General features: G+C 30.5%; 16 protein-coding genes. All 16 read right to left on the bottom strand.

Annotation, left to right across the window (positions count from 1 at the left end; all coding sequences use genetic code 11):
- Positions 1–105: 105 nt before the first annotated feature.
- The gene (locus P161_RS0107565) at positions 106–870 is read right to left on the bottom strand and encodes an SDR family NAD(P)-dependent oxidoreductase (protein ID WP_026776411.1); all 765 of its coding nucleotides are present in this window, start codon (positions 868–870) and stop codon (positions 106–108) included.
- A 35-nt stretch (positions 871–905) separates the two neighbouring features.
- Positions 906–2,204, bottom strand: coding sequence for an MFS transporter (locus tag P161_RS0107560; protein ID WP_026776410.1), 1,299 nt, complete (start codon positions 2,202–2,204; stop codon positions 906–908).
- Between the two features lie 146 nt (positions 2,205–2,350).
- Complete coding sequence (locus P161_RS0107555) at positions 2,351–3,055, bottom strand: FadR/GntR family transcriptional regulator (protein WP_026776409.1); 705 nt, start codon at positions 3,053–3,055, stop codon at positions 2,351–2,353.
- A gap of 154 nt (positions 3,056–3,209) precedes the next feature.
- Positions 3,210–4,712, bottom strand: a complete 1,503-nt coding sequence (locus P161_RS19070) for a PKD domain-containing protein (protein WP_051605697.1) — start codon at positions 4,710–4,712, stop codon at positions 3,210–3,212.
- A gap of 23 nt (positions 4,713–4,735) precedes the next feature.
- Positions 4,736–5,926, bottom strand: coding sequence for a PKD domain-containing protein (locus tag P161_RS0107545; RefSeq protein WP_231494718.1), 1,191 nt, complete (start codon positions 5,924–5,926; stop codon positions 4,736–4,738).
- A 12-nt stretch (positions 5,927–5,938) separates the two neighbouring features.
- The gene (locus tag P161_RS0107540; RefSeq protein WP_026776407.1) at positions 5,939–7,519 is read right to left on the bottom strand and encodes a RagB/SusD family nutrient uptake outer membrane protein; all 1,581 of its coding nucleotides are present in this window, start codon (positions 7,517–7,519) and stop codon (positions 5,939–5,941) included.
- A 6-nt stretch (positions 7,520–7,525) separates the two neighbouring features.
- Positions 7,526–10,756 (bottom strand): SusC/RagA family TonB-linked outer membrane protein, encoded by a 3,231-nt coding sequence (locus tag P161_RS0107535; RefSeq protein ID WP_026776406.1) that lies wholly within the window; start codon positions 10,754–10,756, stop codon positions 7,526–7,528.
- Between the two features lie 134 nt (positions 10,757–10,890).
- Entirely contained in the window at positions 10,891–11,265 is a 375-nt protein-coding gene (locus P161_RS0107530; protein ID WP_026776405.1) for a cupin domain-containing protein, read from the bottom strand.
- 23 nt (positions 11,266–11,288) lie between these two features.
- Positions 11,289–13,553 (bottom strand): alginate lyase family protein, encoded by a 2,265-nt coding sequence (locus P161_RS0107525; RefSeq protein WP_026776404.1) that lies wholly within the window; start codon positions 13,551–13,553, stop codon positions 11,289–11,291.
- A 71-nt stretch (positions 13,554–13,624) separates the two neighbouring features.
- Positions 13,625–14,566, bottom strand: coding sequence for a T9SS type A sorting domain-containing protein (locus tag P161_RS0107520; RefSeq protein WP_081817005.1), 942 nt, complete (start codon positions 14,564–14,566; stop codon positions 13,625–13,627).
- 206 nt (positions 14,567–14,772) lie between these two features.
- A complete protein-coding gene (locus tag P161_RS0107515) occupies positions 14,773–15,543 on the bottom strand; it encodes an SDR family NAD(P)-dependent oxidoreductase (protein ID WP_026776402.1) in 771 nt (256 codons plus the stop codon).
- Positions 15,544–15,560: 17 nt separating this feature from the next.
- Positions 15,561–16,661 carry a polysaccharide lyase family 7 protein gene (locus P161_RS0107510; protein WP_036841331.1) on the bottom strand — a complete coding sequence of 367 codons (1,101 nt, stop codon included), beginning with the start codon at positions 16,659–16,661 and terminating at the stop codon, positions 15,561–15,563.
- Between the two features lie 70 nt (positions 16,662–16,731).
- Complete coding sequence (locus tag P161_RS0107505; protein WP_026776400.1) at positions 16,732–18,009, bottom strand: Nramp family divalent metal transporter; 1,278 nt, start codon at positions 18,007–18,009, stop codon at positions 16,732–16,734.
- Positions 18,010–18,048: 39 nt separating this feature from the next.
- Positions 18,049–19,932: an NADP-dependent phosphogluconate dehydrogenase gene (gene gndA, locus P161_RS0107500; RefSeq protein WP_026776399.1), complete on the bottom strand. Its 1,884-nt coding sequence runs from the start codon at positions 19,930–19,932 to the stop codon at positions 18,049–18,051.
- Between the two features lie 6 nt (positions 19,933–19,938).
- Positions 19,939–20,961: a polysaccharide lyase family 7 protein gene (locus P161_RS0107495; RefSeq protein ID WP_026776398.1), complete on the bottom strand. Its 1,023-nt coding sequence runs from the start codon at positions 20,959–20,961 to the stop codon at positions 19,939–19,941.
- Between the two features lie 28 nt (positions 20,962–20,989).
- The gene (locus P161_RS0107490; RefSeq protein ID WP_026776397.1) at positions 20,990–23,299 is read right to left on the bottom strand and encodes a chondroitinase-B domain-containing protein; all 2,310 of its coding nucleotides are present in this window, start codon (positions 23,297–23,299) and stop codon (positions 20,990–20,992) included.
- Positions 23,300–23,374 lie beyond the last annotated feature (75 nt).

Genomic DNA, 23,374 nt, shown 5'->3' with positions numbered 1-23,374 from the left:
ATTTTTGATAAACAACTTTAAAATTGATAAATGTAAACATTAAAAGCCGTTTTGTAAATGTTACAAAACGGCTTTTATATAGAATGTGTTTTTAAATTGAACTTTTTAAATTCCTAAAGCTTGTCCACCACCAACTTGTATAGTTTCTGCTGTAATAAAAGCAGCATCTTTGCTAGCTAAAAAAGAAACCACTCCAGCAACATCTTCTGGTTTTCCTAATCTACCTAACATAATATTGTTTGCCCAAGAAGCAAAAACCTCTGGTTTTGTTTCTTTAATTTGTGCATGAAATGGAGTATCTATAGTTCCAGGAGAAACTGCATTTACTCTAATTCCATATTCTGCTAAATCTTTAGCCAATGCTCTAGTAATTGCATGCACACCTGCTTTTGAAGTTCCATAAATTCCTGCTCCAGGTCCACCAGCATTCCAACCAGCGTTCGAAGTATAATTTATGATTGATGCATTATCACTTTTCTTTAAGAAAGGAATTGCTGCTCTAGAAGCAAAAAATGCTGAATCTAAATTCAAAGCCATTACAAACCTATAAAATTCAGTTGTCATTTCTTCAAAACGAGATCTACCTCCTAAACCACCAGCATTGTTAACCAACACATCAATTTTTCCGTACTTTTCTCCTATTTTAGTAATATGAGAAGTTACTGCATGTTCATCTGTAACATCAAAACCATAATACTCAGCTGTAATTCCACTATCTGTTAGCTCTTTTAATCTTTCAGCTCCAGCTGCATCATCAATACCATTTAAAATAACAATGTAGCCATCTTTACCTAATCTTTTTGCTACTTCAAAACCTATTCCTCCTGTAGCTCCTGTTATAATTGCTACATTACCATTTGTATTACTCATATTATTTAATTTATTCTTTAATAATTCTTTTTAATTTATTTCTCTTTTAAAGGTGCTATTTTGGGGCATAATACCCAAACAGCTAATAATGCTATTATGGCTAATGCACCACCAATTAAAAATGCAGGTGTGTAGTTACCTCCTGTTGTTATAAACGTTACTAAAATGGTTAATCCTGCTGCACCAAGTTTGGCAGCCATACCTGCAAAGCCAGAAAGTGTACCAACAATTTTGCCACTAAATAAATCACTTGGCAACGTTTGTATGTTTCCGATTGCAACTTGAAAACCAAAAAGTAAAACAGCCATAATAATTACTGCATTAATTGCTGTTCCTGGATCTTTTAATAGAAAAAAGCAAGGAATCATAATGGCACAACCCAAAGTGATTGTCATTTTTCTTGTTTTATCTACAGACCAGCCAGATGACAATCTATTTTTAGCAAGCAAACCTCCAAAAATTGCTCCTATCATTGCTCCAACATAAGGTACCCAGGCTGAGAATGCTATTTCTTTTACATCCATTCCAAAAACTTCGGATAAATAAATTGGTATCCAAACAATAAAAAGCCACCAAATTGGATCAATTGCTGCTGAAGCTATTACAACACCCCAACTTTCCTTGTGTTTAAATAATTTTTTAGTATCTGGTGTGTATTCTTCTTCGTAGTTACCTTCTTCATCAATTTCTTGATTTTTTTGTCCAGAAAGTATATATAATTTTTCAGTTTCAGATAACCAAGGATGTGCATTTGGCACACCTTTTACGATAAACAACCAAGGTAATAACCATAAAAAACCAAGAACAGCAACCACTATAAATATTGCTTGCCAATCAAAATAGACTGACAATAAACCAATTACAGGATACGCTACTATGCCTCCAACAGCTGCTCCAGAATTAAAAATACCTTGTGCAAGTGCTCTTTCATTTGTTGGAAACCACTCAGCATTAGCTTTTGCAGCACCAGGCCAGTTACCAGCTTCTGCAATACCTAATATTGATCTAAATATTGAAAAACTTAATAAGCCTTGGGCAAATGCATGAAGAAATGTAGCTATTGACCAAACCCCAATTGAAAGTGCAAAACCTATTCTTGTGCCTATCCAATCAAAAATTTTACCAAATAAAGCTTGTCCTGCAGCATAAGAGATTATAAATACTGTTGATATTGTTCCATAAATTGCTTTATGACCATCTTTATCCATTTCTGGAAACAAGTCATTTGCAATATCTGGCCATAAAGCTCCAAATGCTTGTCTATCTATATAATTGATAACTGCTGCTAAAGCCACAAGACCAACAACCCACCATCTTAAACCTTTTACTTTCATGTTTTAATTTTAAATTAACACCAAAATTGGTTCACCAGTTTGGTTTACCAAATCTAATGATTTTATATTAAAAAAACATCTATTAAAAAAATAATTTTTAAGAAATGTTTAAATAAGGTGTAATTAAAGTAGATTTTTAAGAAATTCTATGTCAAATTATAACAATACATATACAATTCTTTAAAATGTTCTTTCATTTTTTGTTTAGCCAATTGTGGATCTTGGCTTTTAATTGCATCAAAAATTGCTTGATGGTCTGTGATACCTCTTCTAGACAAACCTGCATCACACACATGATACTTTTGAAAATTTGTAATAATCTCAGGAATAATTATTAACATAAAATTATTCATAGTACTATTACCACTTGCTTTTGCAATAGCTAAATGAAATAATAAATCTTCTTGAACAGCATCTTCGCCATTTAAAACTTTATCTCTGTAAGCATGCAAAGCCTGCTCTAACTTTTTTAAGTCTTCTTCAGTTCTTCTTGTTGATGCTAATCTTACCGTTTTTAATTCTAATAAGATTCTTGTTTCAACTAAAGATTTAAATTCTGGTTCTTCTAATCTTAAAATGTCCTCTATCATTCCATTCATAGCAATTACTCCAATATTTGCTACAAATGTGCCACTTTGTGGAATCGATTTCAGAAGACCGTAAAATTCTAGTTTTTGTATTGCTTCTCTAACATTGCCTCTAGATACTTCGAATTTTTCCGACAACATTCTTTCAGAAGGTAATTTATCTCCTGGTTCTAAATTTTTAAAGTTTATTAAATCTTTAATTTTAGATATTATATTTTTTTGAATAACAGAGTTGTCAGATTTTGAAAGAGCCTCTAGTTTCATATTTCGTTTTGTTAAATTATACGCAAAGATAAAATTTAATTAATAATTAGTTTTTAGAGTTTTATATTAAAAATTAAATTTTTTTTATGCTACTCAGTTTTATTTTGATGTATACTAAGTAGCATAATTTTATTGTAATTATAAGACTTCTAATTTAAAAACCAGGGGTAATTATATCAATATTATCATAAAAAACCTCTCTAGAACCATCAATTGTATTTGCTGAAATTGCTCTAACATAAATAACAACTTTATTTGTAGATGCTTTAAAACCAAATGTAGTTGTTGTAAAAGTATTATCAGAACTTGATGCTTTAGAGCTATTAAAATCATTATCGATTAAAAAATAAGCATCTGCATTTGCATCTCTCTCAGCTACTGTATTAATAGCGTCTTCACTTGTAATTTCATTATTTAAAATAAACACCTCTGTTTGAGTATCATCTGATTCTGAGCGAGATTGAATGGTAAAGCTATATTCTACACCTGCTTCTACAGTTACAACTTGATATAATCTTCTACAAGGTTCATTAATTTTTAAACCTCTATCTCCTAAACCTGCAAATTTGTTACCATCACTTGTAGAGCCAGGTTGCTCATCTGTATCTACACAATTTGCTGCCAACCAATCATCTAAATCTGAATTAAACCAAATTGCTCTATAAGGACTATCTATTGTGCCTAAATCATCATCATTTACTGTACTGTTTGGAGTCATATCCCAAGCATCTGCATTATCTCCAGTTGTACCTTGAAACTCGTCTCCTGTACCATTTAGAACAATTGCTTTAAATGTTGGTTTTACACCACCAATTGGTACTACCTTGGTAATACTTCTTTCTACATTTGCTGTATTTGTAATTGTTAAAGTTACATCATAAGTTCCTGTTGCAGCATAAATATGAACAGGATCTTTTTCTGTTGATGTTGCTCCATCCCCAAAATTCCAACTATAAGATTCTGCTAAAAGAGATTCATCTGTAAATTCTGCTCTTAATCCATTAGAAGAAAAAGAAAAATCTGGTATTGCAGCTAAAACTAAGCCTTCTACTTTTTTTGTAACAGAAACTTCTCTACCTGAAAAAGTAGTAGCAGTTAAAGTTACATCAAAAACATCTGCAGTATCATAGGTATGTACTGGACTAAAATCTGGATCTGTTTGCGTATCTTCAGCTTCCCAACTTACTGATTCTCCATCACCAAAATTCCAAACCAAACTGGCTGCTCCATCTGTAATATTTGTAAATGTTACTTGAGAGTCTATACTGGTAAAACTAAAATCAATAAATATAGGTGCTACATTTGTAGAATCTTTACCTATTAAACCTTCTGCACTTGTTGTTGTTAATTTTACTTGATATAAACCTCCTGCTGAATAAACATAATCTGGGTTTGCCTCTGTAGATGTGTTACCATCTCCAAAATCCCACAAATATGAAGCTGCATCTGTTGAATAACTTCTAAAAATCACCCCTAAATTATCATCAGCATTTGTTGTGGCTGTAAAAAGGGTTGTGGGTTGTATATTATTTACGTTTCCTGTTGGTGGTACAAATTCTTCGAAACCAGAATCGTAGCAAGATGCAAAACTTATAGAAATAACAAGTAATGCAAAAAGACTTCTGTAGAATTTTTTAATTAATTTATTATAAATCATAATATTAAATTTTAGACTCTATGTTATTGTTTAACGATTATTTCAAAAGCATCCAATCTACTTTCTACTCCTGTATTTGTTATTAGAATAATAGCAGATTCATTAGTACCAGCTTCAAATGTAAGTGCATGCTTTTTAAACACATTGTCTACTCTACCCACATTATTATCTGTTCTAGAAGCTATTGTATTTACTGCTAATCTAGCTTCATCAAGACTATTTGCATTTGTGCTTACAATTGCTACTGTTAAATCTCCAAAAGTGTTTAAACCATCAAAAGTTGTAAAGTATGTTAAAACATAAGTTGCTCCTGGTGTTAAAGCTATTTCTTGATAACCAGTTCTAGTTCCGTCTGCAGGAAATTTAGCTGCTTGAACTCCATCAGGTAAATCATTTCCTTCACCTCTTCCATTAGAATCTGTATTAATTTGAAAAACAGAACCCCATCTTGAGCTACTTGGAGATCTCCAAGAATCTCTACCATCTCCTGTACCATCAAATAAACTACCATCTTCAAAACTTGCTTCTCCTATTTCTGGAATTGCAATTGTTGGTACTGCTTGATTTACGGTAATTAATTTTTCTGTTGTTTCTGATTTTCCAAGATCATCTGTAACTGTTAAACTTACTGTGTACACATCTGGCTTTGGGAATGAGAAAATTAATTCTCTATCTTGTAAAGTTGCAGCTGGTAAAGCAGCAATTTGTGCCTCTAAATTAGCAACATTTTGTAAGGTTGTTTCTGAAAGGTTATTGTTAGCGGTTTGTAAATCTGCCTTTAAACCTGCAATTTGTGATTCTAAAACAGCAATTCTTGCAGCATTTGTTTCACAAGGTAATTTAAATTCTAATTTAGCGATTTCGTTTTCAATAGCTACAACTGTAGCTAATTCTCCTTGAATAGCTTGTTTAAGAATAGGTAAATCTTTGTTGATAAAAGTTACTCCATCAGAAGGTGTAACAGCCCATTGATATTGTGTACCATTTACAGCTAGGTTAGAACCTGCCTGAAAATTAAAATCATAATTTGCAGAAATCTCTACATCATTACAGTCAAAGCTAGACGTTGAAACATCTTCTACGTTGTAAAAAGGTGTTGGATTTGTAAAATCTGGCAAATCACCAACATTTGGCAAAGAATCATCTAAACAAGAGGTTAGCGAAACTAACACCACTAACACAATATATTTTAAATTTTTTATATGTTTTTTCATCATTATATTATTTTAGTATCCGTTATTTTGGTTGTAAAAACCAGGTAAATTGTCTATTTCTCTTTGAGGAAAAGGAAGGTATTTCTTTTCGCTTGTATAATTTAAACTGTTATCTATTGAGAATTGTCTTAATACATTATCTGCCTCTCCAAATCTAATTAAATCAAATAAACGCTGATTTTCAAAAACAAATTCGGCTCTTCTTTCATCTAATAATTCTTGTTTGGTAAGAACAAAATTAGAATTTTCTTCTAAACCAGCTCTTCTTCTTACTTTATTATAGGCTTCTATTGCTCTTTCATCTGTTGTAGATTCTGCTCCTGCTAAGATTGCTTCTGAATATAATAACAACACATCTGCATATCTTAAAATTATCCAATCATTGTCGCCAATTTCACCATTTGTAGGAAATTTAGCATTAAATGTATCGTTTGTTAAAATAGTTGGATTATAAGATAGTGCTATAAATGTAGCATTAAATCTTACAGGTTGTAATTCTGGCGTCATTACTTCTAAAAGTTCATTTGTAGCAATATTAACTCCATTTGAAGGTCCTTGCAACGTCATTGCAAAACTAAACGACTCAGAATCAGTTTCTACTTGATCTCCTAAACCACTATCTGCAGTTACATAATTATCACTATTCACCAAATCATAAGCTATAGAAAAAATGATTTCTTTATTTTTTTCTATTCCAGTATTTGCCCAAGAGCCATCCAATACTATTTCTTCTTCAGCATAATCTCCATTAAAGTCGTTTCCAAAAACGTTTCCAAAATCAATTGCTAAAGTTGCATTATATTCACTATCACTAACAATTCCATTTCCATTAAAATCTGTAGCAGCAGCTCTTTCAGTAAAAATTAAATCGTAACCATAAGATCCATTATTCTCAACAACAGAGGCTAATAAAAGTTCTGCTTCACTATAGTTAGGTGATGGCTGACTTAAATATGCTTTTGCTGCTAAACAAATTGCTGCTCCTTTAGATGGTCTATATTTATTTTGTTCTGCATTATCTAAATAAGCAATTGAGGTTTTAAAATCTTCAATAATTTTTGCGTAAACCTCTGCTTCTGGTAATTGTTTATACTGTAAAGCTTCTTCTTTTGTAATGTCTAAAACTTTATCGATATAAGGTATATTTTGATAAGCTCTTACCAAATTAAAATGACACAATGCTCTCATAAAGTATGCTTCACCAACAGTGTATTGTTGGCTTTCTGGAGCTAAAAAGCGATTGTCTATAATAGTATTTGCATGTTTAATGGTATGCATATTGTTTGAGTAATATGCTGCAACATCTCCATTATTAGGCTCTACATTATAAGAGCTAATTAGTGGGAAATTACCATTTTCTGAATTCGCTCTAGAATTATCTGATCTTAATTCTGTTAAATAAAATTCGTTAGCTGGTACTTTTTGATATGCGTCTAATATTCCATTTGATAACATTATAAAACCATCATCTGTTTGCAATAATTCTTCTAAAGAAAGTGCAGTTGGGTTTTGTAAGTCTAATTCAGTTTCACAACTAGAGAATAGTGTTATGAAAGAAAAACAAACGATTAAATTTTTATATATATTTTTCATAATTTTTTAAAATTGAAAGTTAATACCTGCAGAAACCGTTTTAACAATTGGTCCATCTCCTCTTTGATAACCAGAAGTTAAAGGTGTATTTGCATTACTTGATGTTTGACCTTGTGCTTCTGGATTAAAGCCTTCGTATCCTTTTGCTGTAAAAAACAATAAGTTTTCACCAGTTAAATACAATCTCAAATTAGTACAATTAAGTTTCGATGTTATAGATTCTGGCATATTATACCCTAATGTTACGTTTCTTAAAGCTACAAAAGAAGCATCTTGTATATGATCGTCTGTAAATCTTCTGTGAACAGTTAAATCTCTATCTGGAAAATTAGCAACTTCATTCACAGCAGATTCACTTGCATAATAAAGTTGATCTAAATCTGCAACTCTTACTTCTGCACCATGAGAACCTTGGAATAAGAAAGACATATCAAAATCATAGAAAGTAAAATCTGAAGCAAAGCCCCATTCAAAATCTGGATATGGACTTCCTAATTCAGTTCTATCTTCATCATCTATAATACCATCTCCGTTTAAATCTTTTACATATACATCTGCAAAATCATTATTAAATCTGTTAAAAGGGTTATCAATCCACTCTAAAGGAACTTCTTTTTCATAAACCCAACCATAAAAAGAGGTTATTGGTTGCCCAACTCTTGCTATAAATTCTGTTGCTCTTGTATCCTGTTCAATTCTAGAAATAATTTGGTCGTTATTTCCTAAACTTTTAACTTCATTTCTATTTAATGAAAATTGCCCTGAAGCACTCCATCTAAAGTTTTCTTTGGTAATTAATCTAGAATTTAATTCAATTTCTAATCCTCTATTTTCTACTTCACCAATATTTTGTAGCCAATTATCTGTTCCATAGGTTGCAGAAACTGGTGCAAAAAGTAATAAATCCTCACTAGTTCTTGTATAGTAGTCTACAGATAAATTGATAAGACCTCTACCAAAAGTAACATCGATACCAGGATTAAATTCAATTAATTTCTCCCATCCTAAAGCTTGATTCGCTAGTGTAATTCCTTTAACCCCTGTTATTCCATCATAACTAATAGTGTTAAAAGATTCTTCAAATCTGTATAAAGATTGAAAAACATCGTTTGATATTTCATTAGAACCAGACACACCATAACTTGCTCTTAATTTTAAAAAGCTAATTATCTTACTAGATTCTAAAAATTTTTCTTTGGATAAAATCCAACCAGCTGAAGCTGCAGGAAAGTAACCAAACCTATTATTTGAACCAAATCTTGTGCTACCATCTGCACGTGCAGATATTTGCAATAAATATTTTTCATCATAATTATAGTCTATTCTACCAAAATAAGAAACTAATTTATCTGTTCCATTATCTGTAAAAGTAGTTCCTCCATCTGCTATTGCAATGTTATTATTAAAATCATTTGAAAAACCTACAGCATCAGATTCTTGCGTGTAAAAATCTCTCTGTGTATATTCAAAACCTAGAATAGAATTAAAACTATGTTTTTTAATTTCTTTCTTATATTTAAGAGTAGATTCAAAAGCATATTGATTTAATTCATCTCTACTTTCAAATCTAGTAGATTCTTGATCTCTATTTTCTTGACCCAGTACAAAATCGATTTGATTTGTTTTATTATGTCTAAAAACACCAGAAATAGATTGTCTAAAATTTAGCCCATCTGCTAATTTAAAATCAATATATGATGATGCATTTAAATCCAACTTCTTTTTAGTGCTAGATCTTTCTAAAAAATGTACTAATGGGTGTACGTTTTTAGTAGTTGATAAAGTCAATCCGCCAGAAGTAAGAGGACTAGCTATAGGTAAACCCGTAATTGGATCTCTAGCAATGGCTCTTGGATTGTCTGGATCTTGTGTAAAAACGTGGTCAAAAGCTCGTGAGAAACCATAACTACCAACGCCTAAGTTTTCAAATAATTTTCCTGCATCTGTAGAAACACCTGGTGCTGTAGAAAATTGGGTTACATAATTTAAATGATCTTCATTTAAACGAAGTGGCAAATGCCCCAATTGTCTTATAGGATCTGTAAATCTTGATGGCAACCTTTCTTGATCATTATAGTTTAAACGAATGTTTGCACCATATTTAATTTTTTTGTTTTTAGATCTGCTATCTATTTTTATTCTTGCATTATACTTATTAAAGTTATCTTTAATTGCAATACCTTGATCTTCTAAATAACCCATAGAAGCAGAGTAACTAGTTAATTCTGTACCACCTCTTACAGCAAAAGAATGATTCTGTATAAAACCACCTTCAAATATTTCATCTTGCCAGTTTTTTTCTCCATCCCCTAAAGAAGCTATAAAATCCATAGCTTCTAACTCTGCATAAGCTGAATTATAGCTACCAATTATTCTATCATAATTTATACTGTTGGTAGATATGCCATCTATAGTACTTTGCAAACCATTTAACCTTGCTCTTTCTTGTGCTATAGTAGTGTTGAAATTTGAATTATTTTCAGCATATTTATATCCTGTAAATGTATTATAAGAAAATGTTGTTTGCCCAACAACTCCTTCTTTCAAAGTAACCAAAATAACTCCATTTGCACCCCTTGAACCATAAATTGCTACAGAAGACGCATCTTTTAATACACTTATAGTTTCAATATTATTATTATCGATAGTTCCTAAAATATCTGGTTCGTTACCTAAAACAACTCCATCTACAACAATTAATGGAGATGAAGAACCTGTTATAGATCCTGGACCTCTTAATGTAATTTTTGGATCTCCACCAGCTTCAGAGGCTACAGTTTGTATTCTTAAACCTGCAACTCTACCCCTTAACGCATCTTCAACTCTTGCAACTGATTGTTTCTGCAAATCATCTCCAGAAACCTGAGTTAAAGCACTTGTTACTGTTTTTTTCTTTTGGTCTCCATAACCAACGATAACAATTTCATCTAATTGATTAGAATCTTCTACAAGTTGTGCGTCAATTATTCTTTGATCTTTGAACGTAATCGTTTTCGTAACAAAACCTAAATAAGAAAATTGAATTATTTCTCCAGACTTTACCTTAATGCTATACTTACCATCAAAATCTGTACTTGTTCCTCTTACAGTACCTAAAATAACAATATTTGCTCCCAAAATAGGTTCACCATCACCTGCTGATGTAACAGTTCCTTTTACTGTAACTTCTTCTTGTGCATGCAAGAAAGAGCAACTTAAGAGTAAAAGAAAAAATATAGACTTAATTTTTAAATTCATAGTTAATTGATTTGAATTAATTTGTCAAAATTTTATTTTTAAAAATATTTATTGTTCGAGTTTTCTTTTGGTTTACCAAACTGGTTTACCAAATATATATATTATTTTATAAATAAAAGAATTAATTTTTCTTTTTAACTTTTATCTCCAAAATAAGATGGTCCTTCACCTGTTAAAAAATCTTCTCTTACAGGGCTAAAAGTGTCAATTAGTTGTCCTTCCTCTAAACAAATTGCACTATGTAATAAGTTAGGTTCTATATAAACACCATCTCCAGCTTCTACAATTTGCTTTACACCATCAATTTCAAATTCGAATTTACCTGAAACACAATAGGTAGCTTGTGTATGAAAATGTTGATGTGGTGCACCTAACGCTCCTTTATCAAACTTTACGCTTACCATCATAATTTGATTGTCATACCCTAAAAATTTTCTTGAAACTCCTCCTCCAAGAACTTCCCATTCTAACTCTTTTGCAACGATGTACTTTTCGCTAAATCTTTTCATTTTATATATTTTGTCTGATTATTTTATTTGTAATAGTAAAAACCTTCCCAAGAATAATTAATACCATTTATAGTTACTGTGTGTGTTTTGTTTTTATCTGTATCTAAGTTCGATAAAATGATTGTTTTCTCATTATCATCTTTAAATTGAATTTTGATAGCTGTATAATTAGTATCATCACTTAAAACTTGAATATTTTTAAAATTACTGTATGCATTATTTGCAACCTCTTTTACTGGGTCATAATCTCCATGAGATTCTATAATAGATGCATAAACCGTATTTTGAGTATTCTTTTTTCTAATTATGATGGATGGATCTTTTCTTAAATTAAATTCAGGATCATTGGCACCAACTCTTGCTAGAATAAGTTCATCGTTTTTATTTGTAGCTGCTGTAAGCGTGTAAAAACGCTTATTATCTAACCACGTAAATTGAACGCTTTCTGCATTTGCATTTCCTGAACCTTCTTTCCAAATATGATTATAGCCAAATTTATCTCCTAAAGTTGAAAGCGTTTTTGGAACATCATACCTAAAACTTGTAGCAATGATTTGCCCAAAATAATGGAAAGGTAAATCGTATTGATTTTTTTTGTTTGATTGTACTTTATTGATATCAACTATAAAAGGTTTTGCTAAACTTTCATCTTTAATCATGATAAAAGTTCTGTGCATTTCTGTTCCTGGATACGCATTTTTTTCTTTCGCACTTACAATTTGAAAATTTTTATCAGCAACATCAAAAACATATTTTTCTGGATGATTTTTGCTTCCTGTTTCAAAATCATAATCAAAATGAGAAATTTCATTTTGTGTAATTGTATTATGTGCAATTGTATGTTTTGCGTAGGTTTTGTTCTCTTTTAAATAACCTCCACCATTTTTTTGTTCCACATTTACAAATCTGGATAACCCATAATCTTGTAAAACTTCATCACCATTTTCGTACATAGAAAATGATAATTTATCATAATGACCATGACTTAGCCCTTGTGCAGCATATTTATATACTAAAGCCATTGTTTGGTCTTCATTATTATAACGTAAAATTCCTATGCCACCTTCATCGCCTTTTGAGCCATCAGATAATTCCATAGATTGTTTTATAAATGGTTTTTCTTCGCCATTTTTTAATGCCAACGCAACTTTTAAACCAGTTGCATCTAATTGAACAGCACCTTGTTTTTTAGCAACTGATAACAATCTTGCATCTTGATTACCATAATAATAAGCAATATCTACAGCTGAAATTAAAGAAGGCGTAAAGTAAGACATTCCTTTTTGGCCATCATTTAAAGGAAAAAATTCTCCATCTGCATCTGTTAAGTTTAATAAAGCATCCACAGCTTTTATTAAAACACCATTTTTGTATTCAAAAATTTTTAACTCTGGTTTTTTATTTTCTAAAGCTTCTGCAAAAATTAAAAAAGGATACATTGCATATCTTTGGTAATAAGGGCCTTCTGTGTAAAAACCATCAGGAGAAAAAGGAGAATCTACATTTGCTAAAAAACCTGCTTTGCCATCTTTATCAAAAATAAAACCACCATCATTATCTTTTTCGGTTAAATCTACATTGCTTTTATCTAAACCATATAAAGCTCTGTTGATTAATTCTTCATCATCCATTACCAAACCAATCATACCAACAGCAACATTTCCCCAAGTGGAATGGTTATGCACTCTGTTAAAATATTTTGGATTTTCTACGGATAAAAAATCTGCATAAGGTCTAAATAAATTTTTGTTTAGATACTCTGATTGTTCTTTTGGCAACCAACTATAAATACAATCATATGCCTGACTTGTATAGGTTAACCAATTAGAATCGTTTAAACATTGCCAGAAAAATTTACCAGTTGCATAACTTCTTGGTTCTGGATGTGTTTTAAAAGTTGGGAATATTTTTGCATATTCTAACAACATATCTCTAATGTAAATCGCATATTTTTCATCTCCCAAAAGCTGAAATAAAACACCAGCTTTTTGCATGTTTGCATAATTTAATTTATGCTGAGTATGTGTATAACCACCAGCCATATCTTTAGGAACTGGTACATCTATACCCGTTTCAATGGCAGCATCTACTTCTTGCTTGGCAACTGCTAAAGTTTCATCAAACAAAGGAATTGAGCCTAATTGAGTTTTAATTTCAGCAACACTTTTTGTAGTTAATATTAAATTGGGATGCTGCTGATCATCAACAGAAACCAAAACTTTTTCTTTGTTATTTGTACAAGAAAAAGCAATTAATACTAGAAATAAAAGTGCTTGAAATTTTTTCATTTTATATTTTATTTTAAAAAAATAAGAACTCATTTGCATGAGTCCTTATTTAAAATTTTAAACTATTGTCTTTAATTTTTTATTAACTTTCTAGAAGCTACAGACTCTCCACTAGTTAATTTCATTAAATATACTCCTTTTGATAGAGAAGAAACATCTAAATTATTATTTGTTAGTTTTGATGTGCTGATTACTTTTTTACCTAGTAAATTGTATATCTCTACTTTGTTAATATCAACTGAAGAAGAAATTTTTACAAACTCATTTGCTGGGTTTGGATATACTGACACTTGAGAAGCAAAAATATCATCTACTGAAGCAGCAGCAGCTTGTTTAAGTGATATATTGTCATAAAAAACTTCTGTATCTCCAGAATCAGCAGCTAATGCTCTTACATAAATTACAACTTCTGTAGTTGTTGCTACGAAAGAAAATGTTGTTGTTACCCACTGACCCTCATCATTTGTAATACTCATACCTGCTGTAACAGAAGCATCTGTATAACCATTTGCATCTATACCATCTTCATTTGATATTTCGTTATTTAAAATATAAACTTCTGATGGAGTTCCTGCAGCTTCTGAATTTGAATCTATAGAAAAATTGTAAGTATTACCTATTACAAGACCTTTCACTAATTGATACAAACGACGAGAACTACCAGTAATTGAAGGGTTTCCATCATCATACAACTTAACTCCTCTAGTTCCATTATTTCCACTACTTGTAGAACCTGGCTGTTCATCTAAAGAACCTGCTGCACCAAGATATTTAATTTCTAGTGCATCTTCTAAAGCATCATTTTTCCATATTGCAGCATATGGACTATCTGATTCTGCTCCATTTTCACCATCTAACTTAACTTTACTATTAGGAGTCATATCCCATGCATCTGCATTATCACCTGTCTCTTCTTGAAAATCGTCACAAGTTCCATTTAGAACTAATTCAGTTTGAGCATTAATTGTTACAGCCAAAAAAGCTATAGAAATAAAAAGTAATGTTTTTTTCATAAGTGTTTGTTTTTAAATTATTTATAATAGATTTTTTTCAAACCAAATATTGGTAAACCAAATTGGTTTACCAAACATACAATAATATTTTGATTTTTAAAACTTTATTTAATATTTAATTATTAGATAATGAAAATATTAAATGAGTAAAAAGAATTATGAAAAAAACACTATTCTTTAATTTTAAACACAAAGAGCAATTAAAACTACATATTATAAACCCCTCCATTAATATCTAAAGTGGCACCAGTTATAAAGCCATCATATTCCGAAGCAAGGAATAAAACTGCTCTTGCAACATCTGCTGTATTTCCTGCTCTTTCTATAGGAATTCCTGAAATAGTTTCATTGGCAGATTCTTTTGTTGTGTGTGTATTATGAAAAGATGTTCCTAAAATAAGTCCAGGAGCAACAGCATTGACTCTGGTTCCTTTAGGGCCTAATTCTGTTGAAAGTGCTCTTGTGTAAGTTAGTATTGCACCTTTACTGGTTGCATATGCTAAAGAACCAGGATGACCACCTTTTCTTCCTGCTAGTGATGCTAAATTTACAATACTGCTATTATTATTTTTAGCTAAATAAGAAGCTGCAGCTCTTGTTACAAATTGCATAGATGTAAGATTGATATCCATAACTTTATGCCAAAAATCTGCCTCTAATTCACTTAGTAATTTACGTGCAACCAAAGAACCTGCATTGTTAATTAGAATATCTAAACCACCAAAAGCGTCTATTGTTTTAGTAACTAAAGAATTTGCATCTGCTTCTATTGTTAAATCACCTGAAATGGCAACTGCTTTTTGACCTTTGCTTTTTGCATAGGCTACTAATTTATTTGCATTTTCGGCACTTGAAAAATAATGGATAGCAACATTAGAACCACTATCTATAAAATGTTTCGTGATAGATTCTCCAATTCCCTGAGCACCTGCAGTTATTAAAACATTTTTCCCTTCTAATTTATTCTTGTTTATCATTGTATTTTCTAATTAATTTAATCATTTTTAGTAAAATATCCATCATTGGAAACTGCAGTTTCACTTACAGAAATACTTGCAGTTTTAAACCAAACTTCAGCATAATTACCATCAGCATATTGTTTTTTAATATCTCCATTATGAGTTTCTGCACCTGAACACCAATTTCTATTTATTTCTGGCGATTTTCCATTGGTTTGATTGTAAGAACCTAATTTAAAGAAACATCCTTCTCCTAAATATGCATTTTCTCTTTCTACCCCATCTTGACCAATTGGAAAAAATAGTTTTTTAGTTTGTTCTGATATGTCTTGCTTTGTTGTGTATTCGGATTTGATTAAATTTTTAGTAAATGTTTTAGTTTCATGATTTTTACTTGTGAATTTTAAAGACATTATTCCATCTTTCACTTCTATTTCATAACTAAACTCTTCTCCTAAAGCAATTCCATCCTTAGGTTCTTCTGGATATGTATTTGCTTCTTTACCAACCACAGAAAAATCATTACCCCAAACTGCTGAGGAATAATCCCATCTGCCAGCATTATCATTACCTAAAGTATTAATTTCATAATGCCAAAAAACAGAGCCTTTTGTATGACCTGGATACTTTTTATAAAATATTTTAAGCGGTTCATTTTCATGTTTATCTGCACTATGAATTTGGCCAACAACTACAGCATGAGAAGCTGCAACTCTAGCATCTCCTGTTGCAGAAACATTCATAACTTTTAAGGTGGCTGTTAACTTATCATTTGCAGTTTCTGGATACCATTTTTTTACTTGTGCCAATTCTGTTCTAGTATTGTTTGATGTTCCATGGGTATCTCCACCATTTGGAGTTTTAAAAACAACCCAATTTCCATCTTCATCATTTGTAGTATAAAAGAAATCTTTGTTTTCAAAATTATTGGCAATTCCAGCATTTGAGCCATCACCTAAAATTAATTTCCAGTCATCAAAAAAAGGAATAACCTCACTAGCATACACTGTTTTTGAGCCTTCTTCTTTTGGTGATTCTTCTTTTGCAGATTCACTAGCTTTTTTACAACTATTAAGTGATAATAAAATACCAAGAAACACTAGTTTTAATCCAATCCTGAAGTTTACATTTTTCATTTTTAATTATTTTTTACGGTTGATAATATTTTTTATGAATTTATCCAGCTATTCATATAGGTAAGAAATTTTAGAAACCTTCTAACAACCCTAAAATTCCATTGTAAGAGATGATACAAGAAAATAACAATGCAGTACATAAGCCAATATTTACAAACAGACTTGTTTTATATCCTTTCATTAATTTTTTATTATTGATTAAAATAATAATACCAAGAACCACAACTGGTAATACAAACACATTAAAAACTTGCGATAAAATTTGGACTAGAATTGGTTTTCCTCCAAAAAAAGCAGGACCAATTAAAGCTACTAAACAAGCAATTGCTGTAATTATTTTAAATTGTTTTGAAGTAGTATCTAATGTACCAGATTGATAATCTGCAATCATTAAAGGTGCAATTAACAAACAAGGAAAAATTGAAGATAATCCTGCACTTAATGTTCCAAAAAAGAAAATTGCTACAGCAAAACTTCCTGCAATTGGCTCTAATGGTTTGGCCATATCTAACACATTTTCTACAGGATTTCCTTGATGAAACAAGGCTCCACTTGCAACTGCCATAATTGCTCCACTAATAATAAATACCAATATTGCTGCAGTAATAGCGTCTTTACGTTGTTTTTTTAAATCTTTAATTCCCCATTCTTTTCCTTGTACAAATAAAGGTCTAGATAAAAATGTTGCTGCAGCCATAGTTGTACCCACAAAAGCAGCCACCATCATTTTACCTCCAGGTACTTTTGGTATTCTAGGAATAAATCCTTCTAAAACTTCTGATGGTAATGGATGTACAAAAAATAAGGATACAATAAAAGAGAGTCCCATAAAAGTAACGAATATGACTAATATTTTTTCGAAAAAGGAATACTTACCTATCAACATTATTGAATAAAAAATGACTATAACAGCAATTGCAATAATTAAAACTGTTTCATATTGATAACTTCTAATCCCTTCAAAATTCATTGCAAATATTTCAAAAAGCATGTTAGAGGATATTGTTAAAATCCCCATCAGAGACCCCCATTGACCAACAGAAACTCCGATTATAATGAAAATAGCCAGTATTTTGCCTCCTTTAATATATTTTTTAAAACTATAAAGTGCTGTTTCTCCTGTTATTAATGCATAATTTCCATAAGCGAACATTAAAACTCCAGAAAAAAGACAACTTAAAAATAATACCCATAAAAGTTGCATGCCATAAGTACTACCAGCAACAAGCATAGAAGTTACACTACCAGTACCAATTGTATAACCAATTGCGAAAATTCCTGGTCCAAAACCTAATACAATTAAAATTATTTTTTTTAGTAAAGATTTTTTAGACGCAGTTACTTCCATAGTTTTATTTTTTGGCAGTTAGTGTAAGATTATTGAGGTTTATTTCCATTTAGTATGATGACTCTTATCAGAGGTATCATCGATTCTTTTATATGTATGTGCACCAAAATAATCTCTTTGTGCTTGAATTATATTTGCTGATGAATTTGCAGTGGTAATCGCGTTAAAAAACTGAACAGCTTCACTTAAAGCAGGAATTGTAACATCATTTAAAACACATTCAGAAACTACTTTTTTGATTGATGATTTAGAGTCTTTTAATTGTTTTTCAATTTTTGAATCGGTTAAAATGTTGTTTGTCTCTTTAAAAACCTCCACAAGATTTTGCATTAGAGAAGATCTAATAATGCATCCATTTGTCCAGATTCTTGCAATTTCACTTAAATTCAAACTCCAATTGTAGGTATTTGAAGCTTCATTTATCAATTTAAAACCTTGATAATGGTTTATTATTCTTGCAAATTGATACGCTTCTAAAGCATTATCAACTGTTATATTTAATTCTGAAGAATTTTTAAATTCAAAATTTTTATGAAGTTGAATTCTTTCTTCTTTAAAAAAGGAAGTATATCTTGAAAACAGAGCAGAAGCTATTAAAGTACTTGGCAAACCCAATTCTGCAGAAGCAATGGTTGTCCAGTTTCCTGTACCTTTATTACCTGCTTTGTCTAAAATTTTATGTACTAACCAATCTTCACCCTCTTTTTTCCTGAAAATATCTACTGTAATTTCTAATAAATAACTATTTGCAGTTAATTTCCAGTTTTTTAAAGTAGCAGCAATTTCATCTGGGTTTTGACCAATTTTTTCTAATATTGTAGAAACTTCTGCCAATAATTGCATTTCTACATATTCAATTCCATTGTGTACCATTTTTATAAAATGACCACTTCCTTCTGGCCCAACATAAGAACAGCAAGGCAAATTGTTTTGATCTTTTGCAGCTATTTTTTCTAAAAACGGTTTTACATTATTATATGCTTCCAAATTTCCACTTGGCATTATTGATGGTCCTTTTAATGCACCTTCTTCTCCTCCAGAAACTCCTGTTCCAATAAAATGGATATTTTTAGTACTTAAATATTCTACACGTTTTTTGGTTTCCTTGTAATTTGAGTTCCCACCATCAATTAAAATATCATTTTCTGATAAATGAGGTAATAAATCTTCGATAACAAAATCTATAGTTTTACCAGCATTTACCATCAGCATAATTTTTCTGGGCTGTTGCAAAGAGTTTACAAAATCTGCTATATCATCAAACGCTTCTGAATTTGATAATTCTGGATGACTTTCTTTAAAGTTTTTGGCAACATTTTCTTCAATATTTGGTACATGTCTGTTAAACATAGATATTTTAAAACCATTATTGGCCAAATTTCTGCACAGACTTTTACCCATTACTCCTAAGCCAAATAATCCTATTTCAGAAGTTTTCATGAAATCTTTTTTAATGATATTAATGATTCTTTTTGGTGATAAACTAATATCAATTTTATGTGCATTTTTTGGTTCTTCTAAAATATCGAATTGAGATTTTAGCAAATCTGCTGGCATAAAATGATGAGACCTACTATGTAATCTTTCTAAAATTTGATGAAAAGACCCAGATAAATAAATCCATTTTGAATGTTGTTGAATATTGTTGCTTAAAATAGTTCTATATTTTTGTTTTAATCCAGAACTTACAATAACACAACTATTTTTTTTAATTTCTGCTTTTGCTAAACTATTTAAAGTTTCTAACCAGTTTTGCCTATCATCATCATTCAAAGCATTTCCTTCAGACATTTTTTTGATGTTACTTTCTGAGTGATAATCATCGCCATCAAAAAAAGGAATTTGTAATTCTTTTGCTAAAAGTTTACCTATTGTACTTTTTCCACAACCTGAAACTCCTATAATAAAAATTACATGATTCAAAATTTGTTAATTTTTTGGTGCTGTTCCTTCACCTAAAGAACCTTCTTTAAACCAAACTTCTGCATAACTGCCATTTGCATATTGTTTTGCAATATCTCCACCATAAATTTCTGATTTTGTAGATTTTGCATTTGCTTGATTATATGCACCTTGCTTAAAATAATTAATTTCACCTGCGTACGCTATTTCCTTTTCAACTCCACCACCTTTTTCTCTATTAGCATATACTCTTAAAACCTGCTCAGGAATATCTTCTTTTTTTGCAAATTCAGATTTGATTAAACTTTTTGTGAATTTTATAGTTTCGTGATTTTCACTAGTAAAAGTTAAATACATGATTCCTTTATAAACATTTACTTCATAAGTAAATTCTTCTCCTAATTTAATTCCGTCTTTTGGTTCTTCTGGAAAAGAAGTTGCATCAGCTCCAACAACCGAAAAATCATGACCCCAAACAGCAGTAGAATAATCAAATCTGCCAATATTATCTCCTTCTGTATTTATTTCATAATTCCAAAAAACAGAACCTTTTTCATGTCCTGGAAATTTTTTGTAGTAAATTTTTAAAGGTTCGTTTTCATGACCTTCATCACTATGAATTTGCCCAATAACAACTGAAAAAGATGATGAAGCTGTTGCATCTCCAGTTGTAGAAACATGTTGTACTTTTAAAGTTCCTGTTAATTTGCCACCAACTTCAGGAATCCAATGTTCTTTTTGCCCTAACTCTGTTCTTGTATTGCTTGATGTTTTGGATGTTATTCCAGAATTTGGAGTTTTATAAACAACCCAATCAACTTTATCTTCACTTACTACATAAAAAAATTCTTCTTTTTGATAATTTTCTAAACTATCAACATAAGTTCCATCACCTAAAAGAATTTTCCATTCGTTTAAAAATGGCAAAACATCACTTGGGTATTTTATAGATTTCTCTTTATTTGAGCTTGTATCTTTTTTAACTTCTGAATTATTTTTACAACCTAAAATTGTTAAAAATACTGTAAGTACGAATATTGTTTTCTTCATTTTAAGTTGATTTTTTTATTTAAAATTTTTAATACATTAGTTTTTGCACCAAATTTTCTTCGGTTTTAATTGAACCAGAATTAATAATTGTATTGTTAGATTCCACATTATTTTTTGCTCCCCAAAGAATAGAAACAAACTCAACTTTATTGTTTTTAAAAGTATTATTGTTGATGTTTACATTGTGAATGCCATTATGGTTTAAAAGTCTTCCATTTTTTTCTGACGCTCCAGAATTTGTAAATGTTGAGTTCGTTATTAAAAGATTTCCACCAATGGTAGATTCGTCATAACCTCCTCTATAATAATCGACCACGTTTTGTTGTACGTTATTAAACGAACAACCATCTATCGTTAAATATTCTGTGTTGTAATCTCCTCTATCATTTGTTTCTTCAGATAATTCTAATCCGTTTTCACAATTAGAAATTGAAGAACCTTCAAATGTAATTTTCTCAGAAAAAGATTGTTTGTAGACTTTTAAAACATAGTTAAAATTACTGATTTCACATTCAGAAACCATTAAACCAAAGTGATTAGACATGTTCTTTTGTAAACTTGCAAAAGCATAATTGCTATTGTTTCCTTCAAGAATTACTTGGTTGATTGTTAATTTTCCATAAGGTCTTAATTCGAATAAAGGTGTGTTTTCCTCTCCTGTAAAAACGATTTGAGCTTTACCATCTCCTGAACTTTTAATGGTAATTGATTTATCGATCTTTAAAGATGCAGCAACCTCAAAAAGTCCTAATCCTAAATCGATAATATCGCCACTTTCTGCAGCTTTTAATTTAGCAACTAATTCATCTGCAGTAGAAACCGAATGTGTTTTTGGCTCTTTATCTTCAACCTCGTTAGAAAACCAATTTGCACCATATTTTGTTTTATCTAATATATCTAAATTGATTTTATCAGCATTTAAAAACGCTCCAATTTGGTTATTTTTTCCTCTTGAATTTCCTAATAAATCATTCTCAATTACATCAAAATCGAAACCTTTATACACCTCAACATCAGCAAAACCAGAAATAGGTATTGAAAGATTAGAACCAATATCTGTTAACGTTAAATCTTTAGTAATGAAACCATGGGCATTTTTTATTTCAACTCCATTATTGTCTATAATATTACTTTTAAACGTAACTCCATCAGCTTTATCATGCTCAATAATTGGGTTTTCATCGCCTTTAGAATTATAAATTACATTGTTTACAACTTCCGTTCTTAAAGGTCTTGCAGATCTAATTTCCGATTTTGGCAACACAGCTGCTTGTGCAATATTTGTACCTACACCAAATTGAAAAGGCGAATCTGAATCTACAAACGTATTGTAAGCAACCACAACATCTGTAACTTGATTGTATCTATTTAATGGCGATTTTGGAATTCCGTTCATAATTGCAATTGGGCTTCTAAAATTCTTTCCTTTTATTTTGTAAAACAGATTATTGGTAACCCAATGACCCGTATTTATAATTCTAATACCACCAAATTGATCGTTAATTCCATCACCTATAAAATAATTACCATCAATAGTCACATAATTTCCATGTCTTGTAACTACAGAACCTTCACTTTTGTAAAAAACATTATTTTTTATGATGTTAAAATTGGTTTTGCTCGATATTATTTCTACTTCTCCATTACATTCTTCGAATAAATTATTTGCAATTAATGTATTACTAGGACTCATAGATGTAAAACTACTTCCTAACTGAATGGTTTCTCCTCTTGCACCACCTTTTCTAGGTCTTGGCCCAAAATGATTATTGATAATTTTATGAAAATTTCTAATACTTTGGTTTCCTTTTAAATCTACTCTAACTGTTGGCCCTCCATTTGTTTTTCCTGCTAAATAACAATTTTGTAAAACATTGTGTTTTCCATAGAATTGCACCCAAAGATTGTCTTGATCTCTTTCTAAACTATTATAATCTAAAATAACACAATTGCTTACACTACTATTATTGGCTACTTTTTTAGAACCTGTTCTAAATGCAATTACATTATCTTTAGGAGAGTACCCATTTCTAAAAAACAACCCATCTACATTTAGATAATTCCCGCTAATTTCTAAACTCGATGTTCCCTCTAAAAAAACTTCTCCAGCAGTTTCTGCACTTAGGTTTATTGGACTCTCTTTTGTACCTTCTCCAATAAATTTAATTGCTACATTATTATAAGTTCCGTTTTTAATAATAATATGATCACCAGCTTTTGCATTTTTTGTAGCTTCTATTAGCTCAGATGAATTACTAACTAAAATTGAATTTGTAGTTATTTTATCACAAGAAATAAAAAGAAAAATAGTACTTAAAATTAGAAATGTTTTTTTCATAAGGTGGGTTAAAATTAAACTGGTTTACCAAATTGGTTTACCAAATATAGCAACTAAATTTGAATTAAAGAAAAT

The sequence above is a fragment of the Polaribacter sp. Hel_I_88 genome, assembly GCF_000687935.1.
Lineage (GTDB): Bacteria > Bacteroidota > Bacteroidia > Flavobacteriales > Flavobacteriaceae > Polaribacter.
This window is presented reverse-complemented; position numbering and strand designations above follow the sequence as displayed.

Excerpts from the sequence above, each read along its gene's own strand:
- P161_RS0107565 (WP_026776411.1), bottom strand. The coding sequence starts at position 870 with ATGAGTAATACAAATGGTAATGTAGCAATTATAACAGGAGCTACAGGA.
- P161_RS0107560 (WP_026776410.1), bottom strand. The coding sequence starts at position 2,204 with ATGAAAGTAAAAGGTTTAAGATGGTGGGTTGTTGGTCTTGTGGCTTTA.
- P161_RS0107555 (WP_026776409.1), bottom strand. The coding sequence starts at position 3,055 with ATGAAACTAGAGGCTCTTTCAAAATCTGACAACTCTGTTATTCAAAAA.
- P161_RS19070 (WP_051605697.1), bottom strand. The coding sequence starts at position 4,712 with ATGATTTATAATAAATTAATTAAAAAATTCTACAGAAGTCTTTTTGCA.
- P161_RS0107545 (WP_231494718.1), bottom strand. The coding sequence starts at position 5,926 with ATGAAAAAACATATAAAAAATTTAAAATATATTGTGTTAGTGGTGTTA.
- P161_RS0107540 (WP_026776407.1), bottom strand. The coding sequence starts at position 7,519 with ATGAAAAATATATATAAAAATTTAATCGTTTGTTTTTCTTTCATAACA.
- P161_RS0107535 (WP_026776406.1), bottom strand. The coding sequence starts at position 10,756 with ATGAATTTAAAAATTAAGTCTATATTTTTTCTTTTACTCTTAAGTTGC.
- P161_RS0107530 (WP_026776405.1), bottom strand. The coding sequence starts at position 11,265 with ATGAAAAGATTTAGCGAAAAGTACATCGTTGCAAAAGAGTTAGAATGG.
- P161_RS0107525 (WP_026776404.1), bottom strand. The coding sequence starts at position 13,553 with ATGAAAAAATTTCAAGCACTTTTATTTCTAGTATTAATTGCTTTTTCT.
- P161_RS0107520 (WP_081817005.1), bottom strand. The coding sequence starts at position 14,566 with ATGAAAAAAACATTACTTTTTATTTCTATAGCTTTTTTGGCTGTAACA.
- P161_RS0107515 (WP_026776402.1), bottom strand. The coding sequence starts at position 15,543 with ATGATAAACAAGAATAAATTAGAAGGGAAAAATGTTTTAATAACTGCA.
- P161_RS0107510 (WP_036841331.1), bottom strand. The coding sequence starts at position 16,661 with ATGAAAAATGTAAACTTCAGGATTGGATTAAAACTAGTGTTTCTTGGT.
- P161_RS0107505 (WP_026776400.1), bottom strand. The coding sequence starts at position 18,009 with ATGGAAGTAACTGCGTCTAAAAAATCTTTACTAAAAAAAATAATTTTA.
- P161_RS0107495 (WP_026776398.1), bottom strand. The coding sequence starts at position 20,961 with ATGAAGAAAACAATATTCGTACTTACAGTATTTTTAACAATTTTAGGT.
- P161_RS0107490 (WP_026776397.1), bottom strand. The coding sequence starts at position 23,299 with ATGAAAAAAACATTTCTAATTTTAAGTACTATTTTTCTTTTTATTTCT.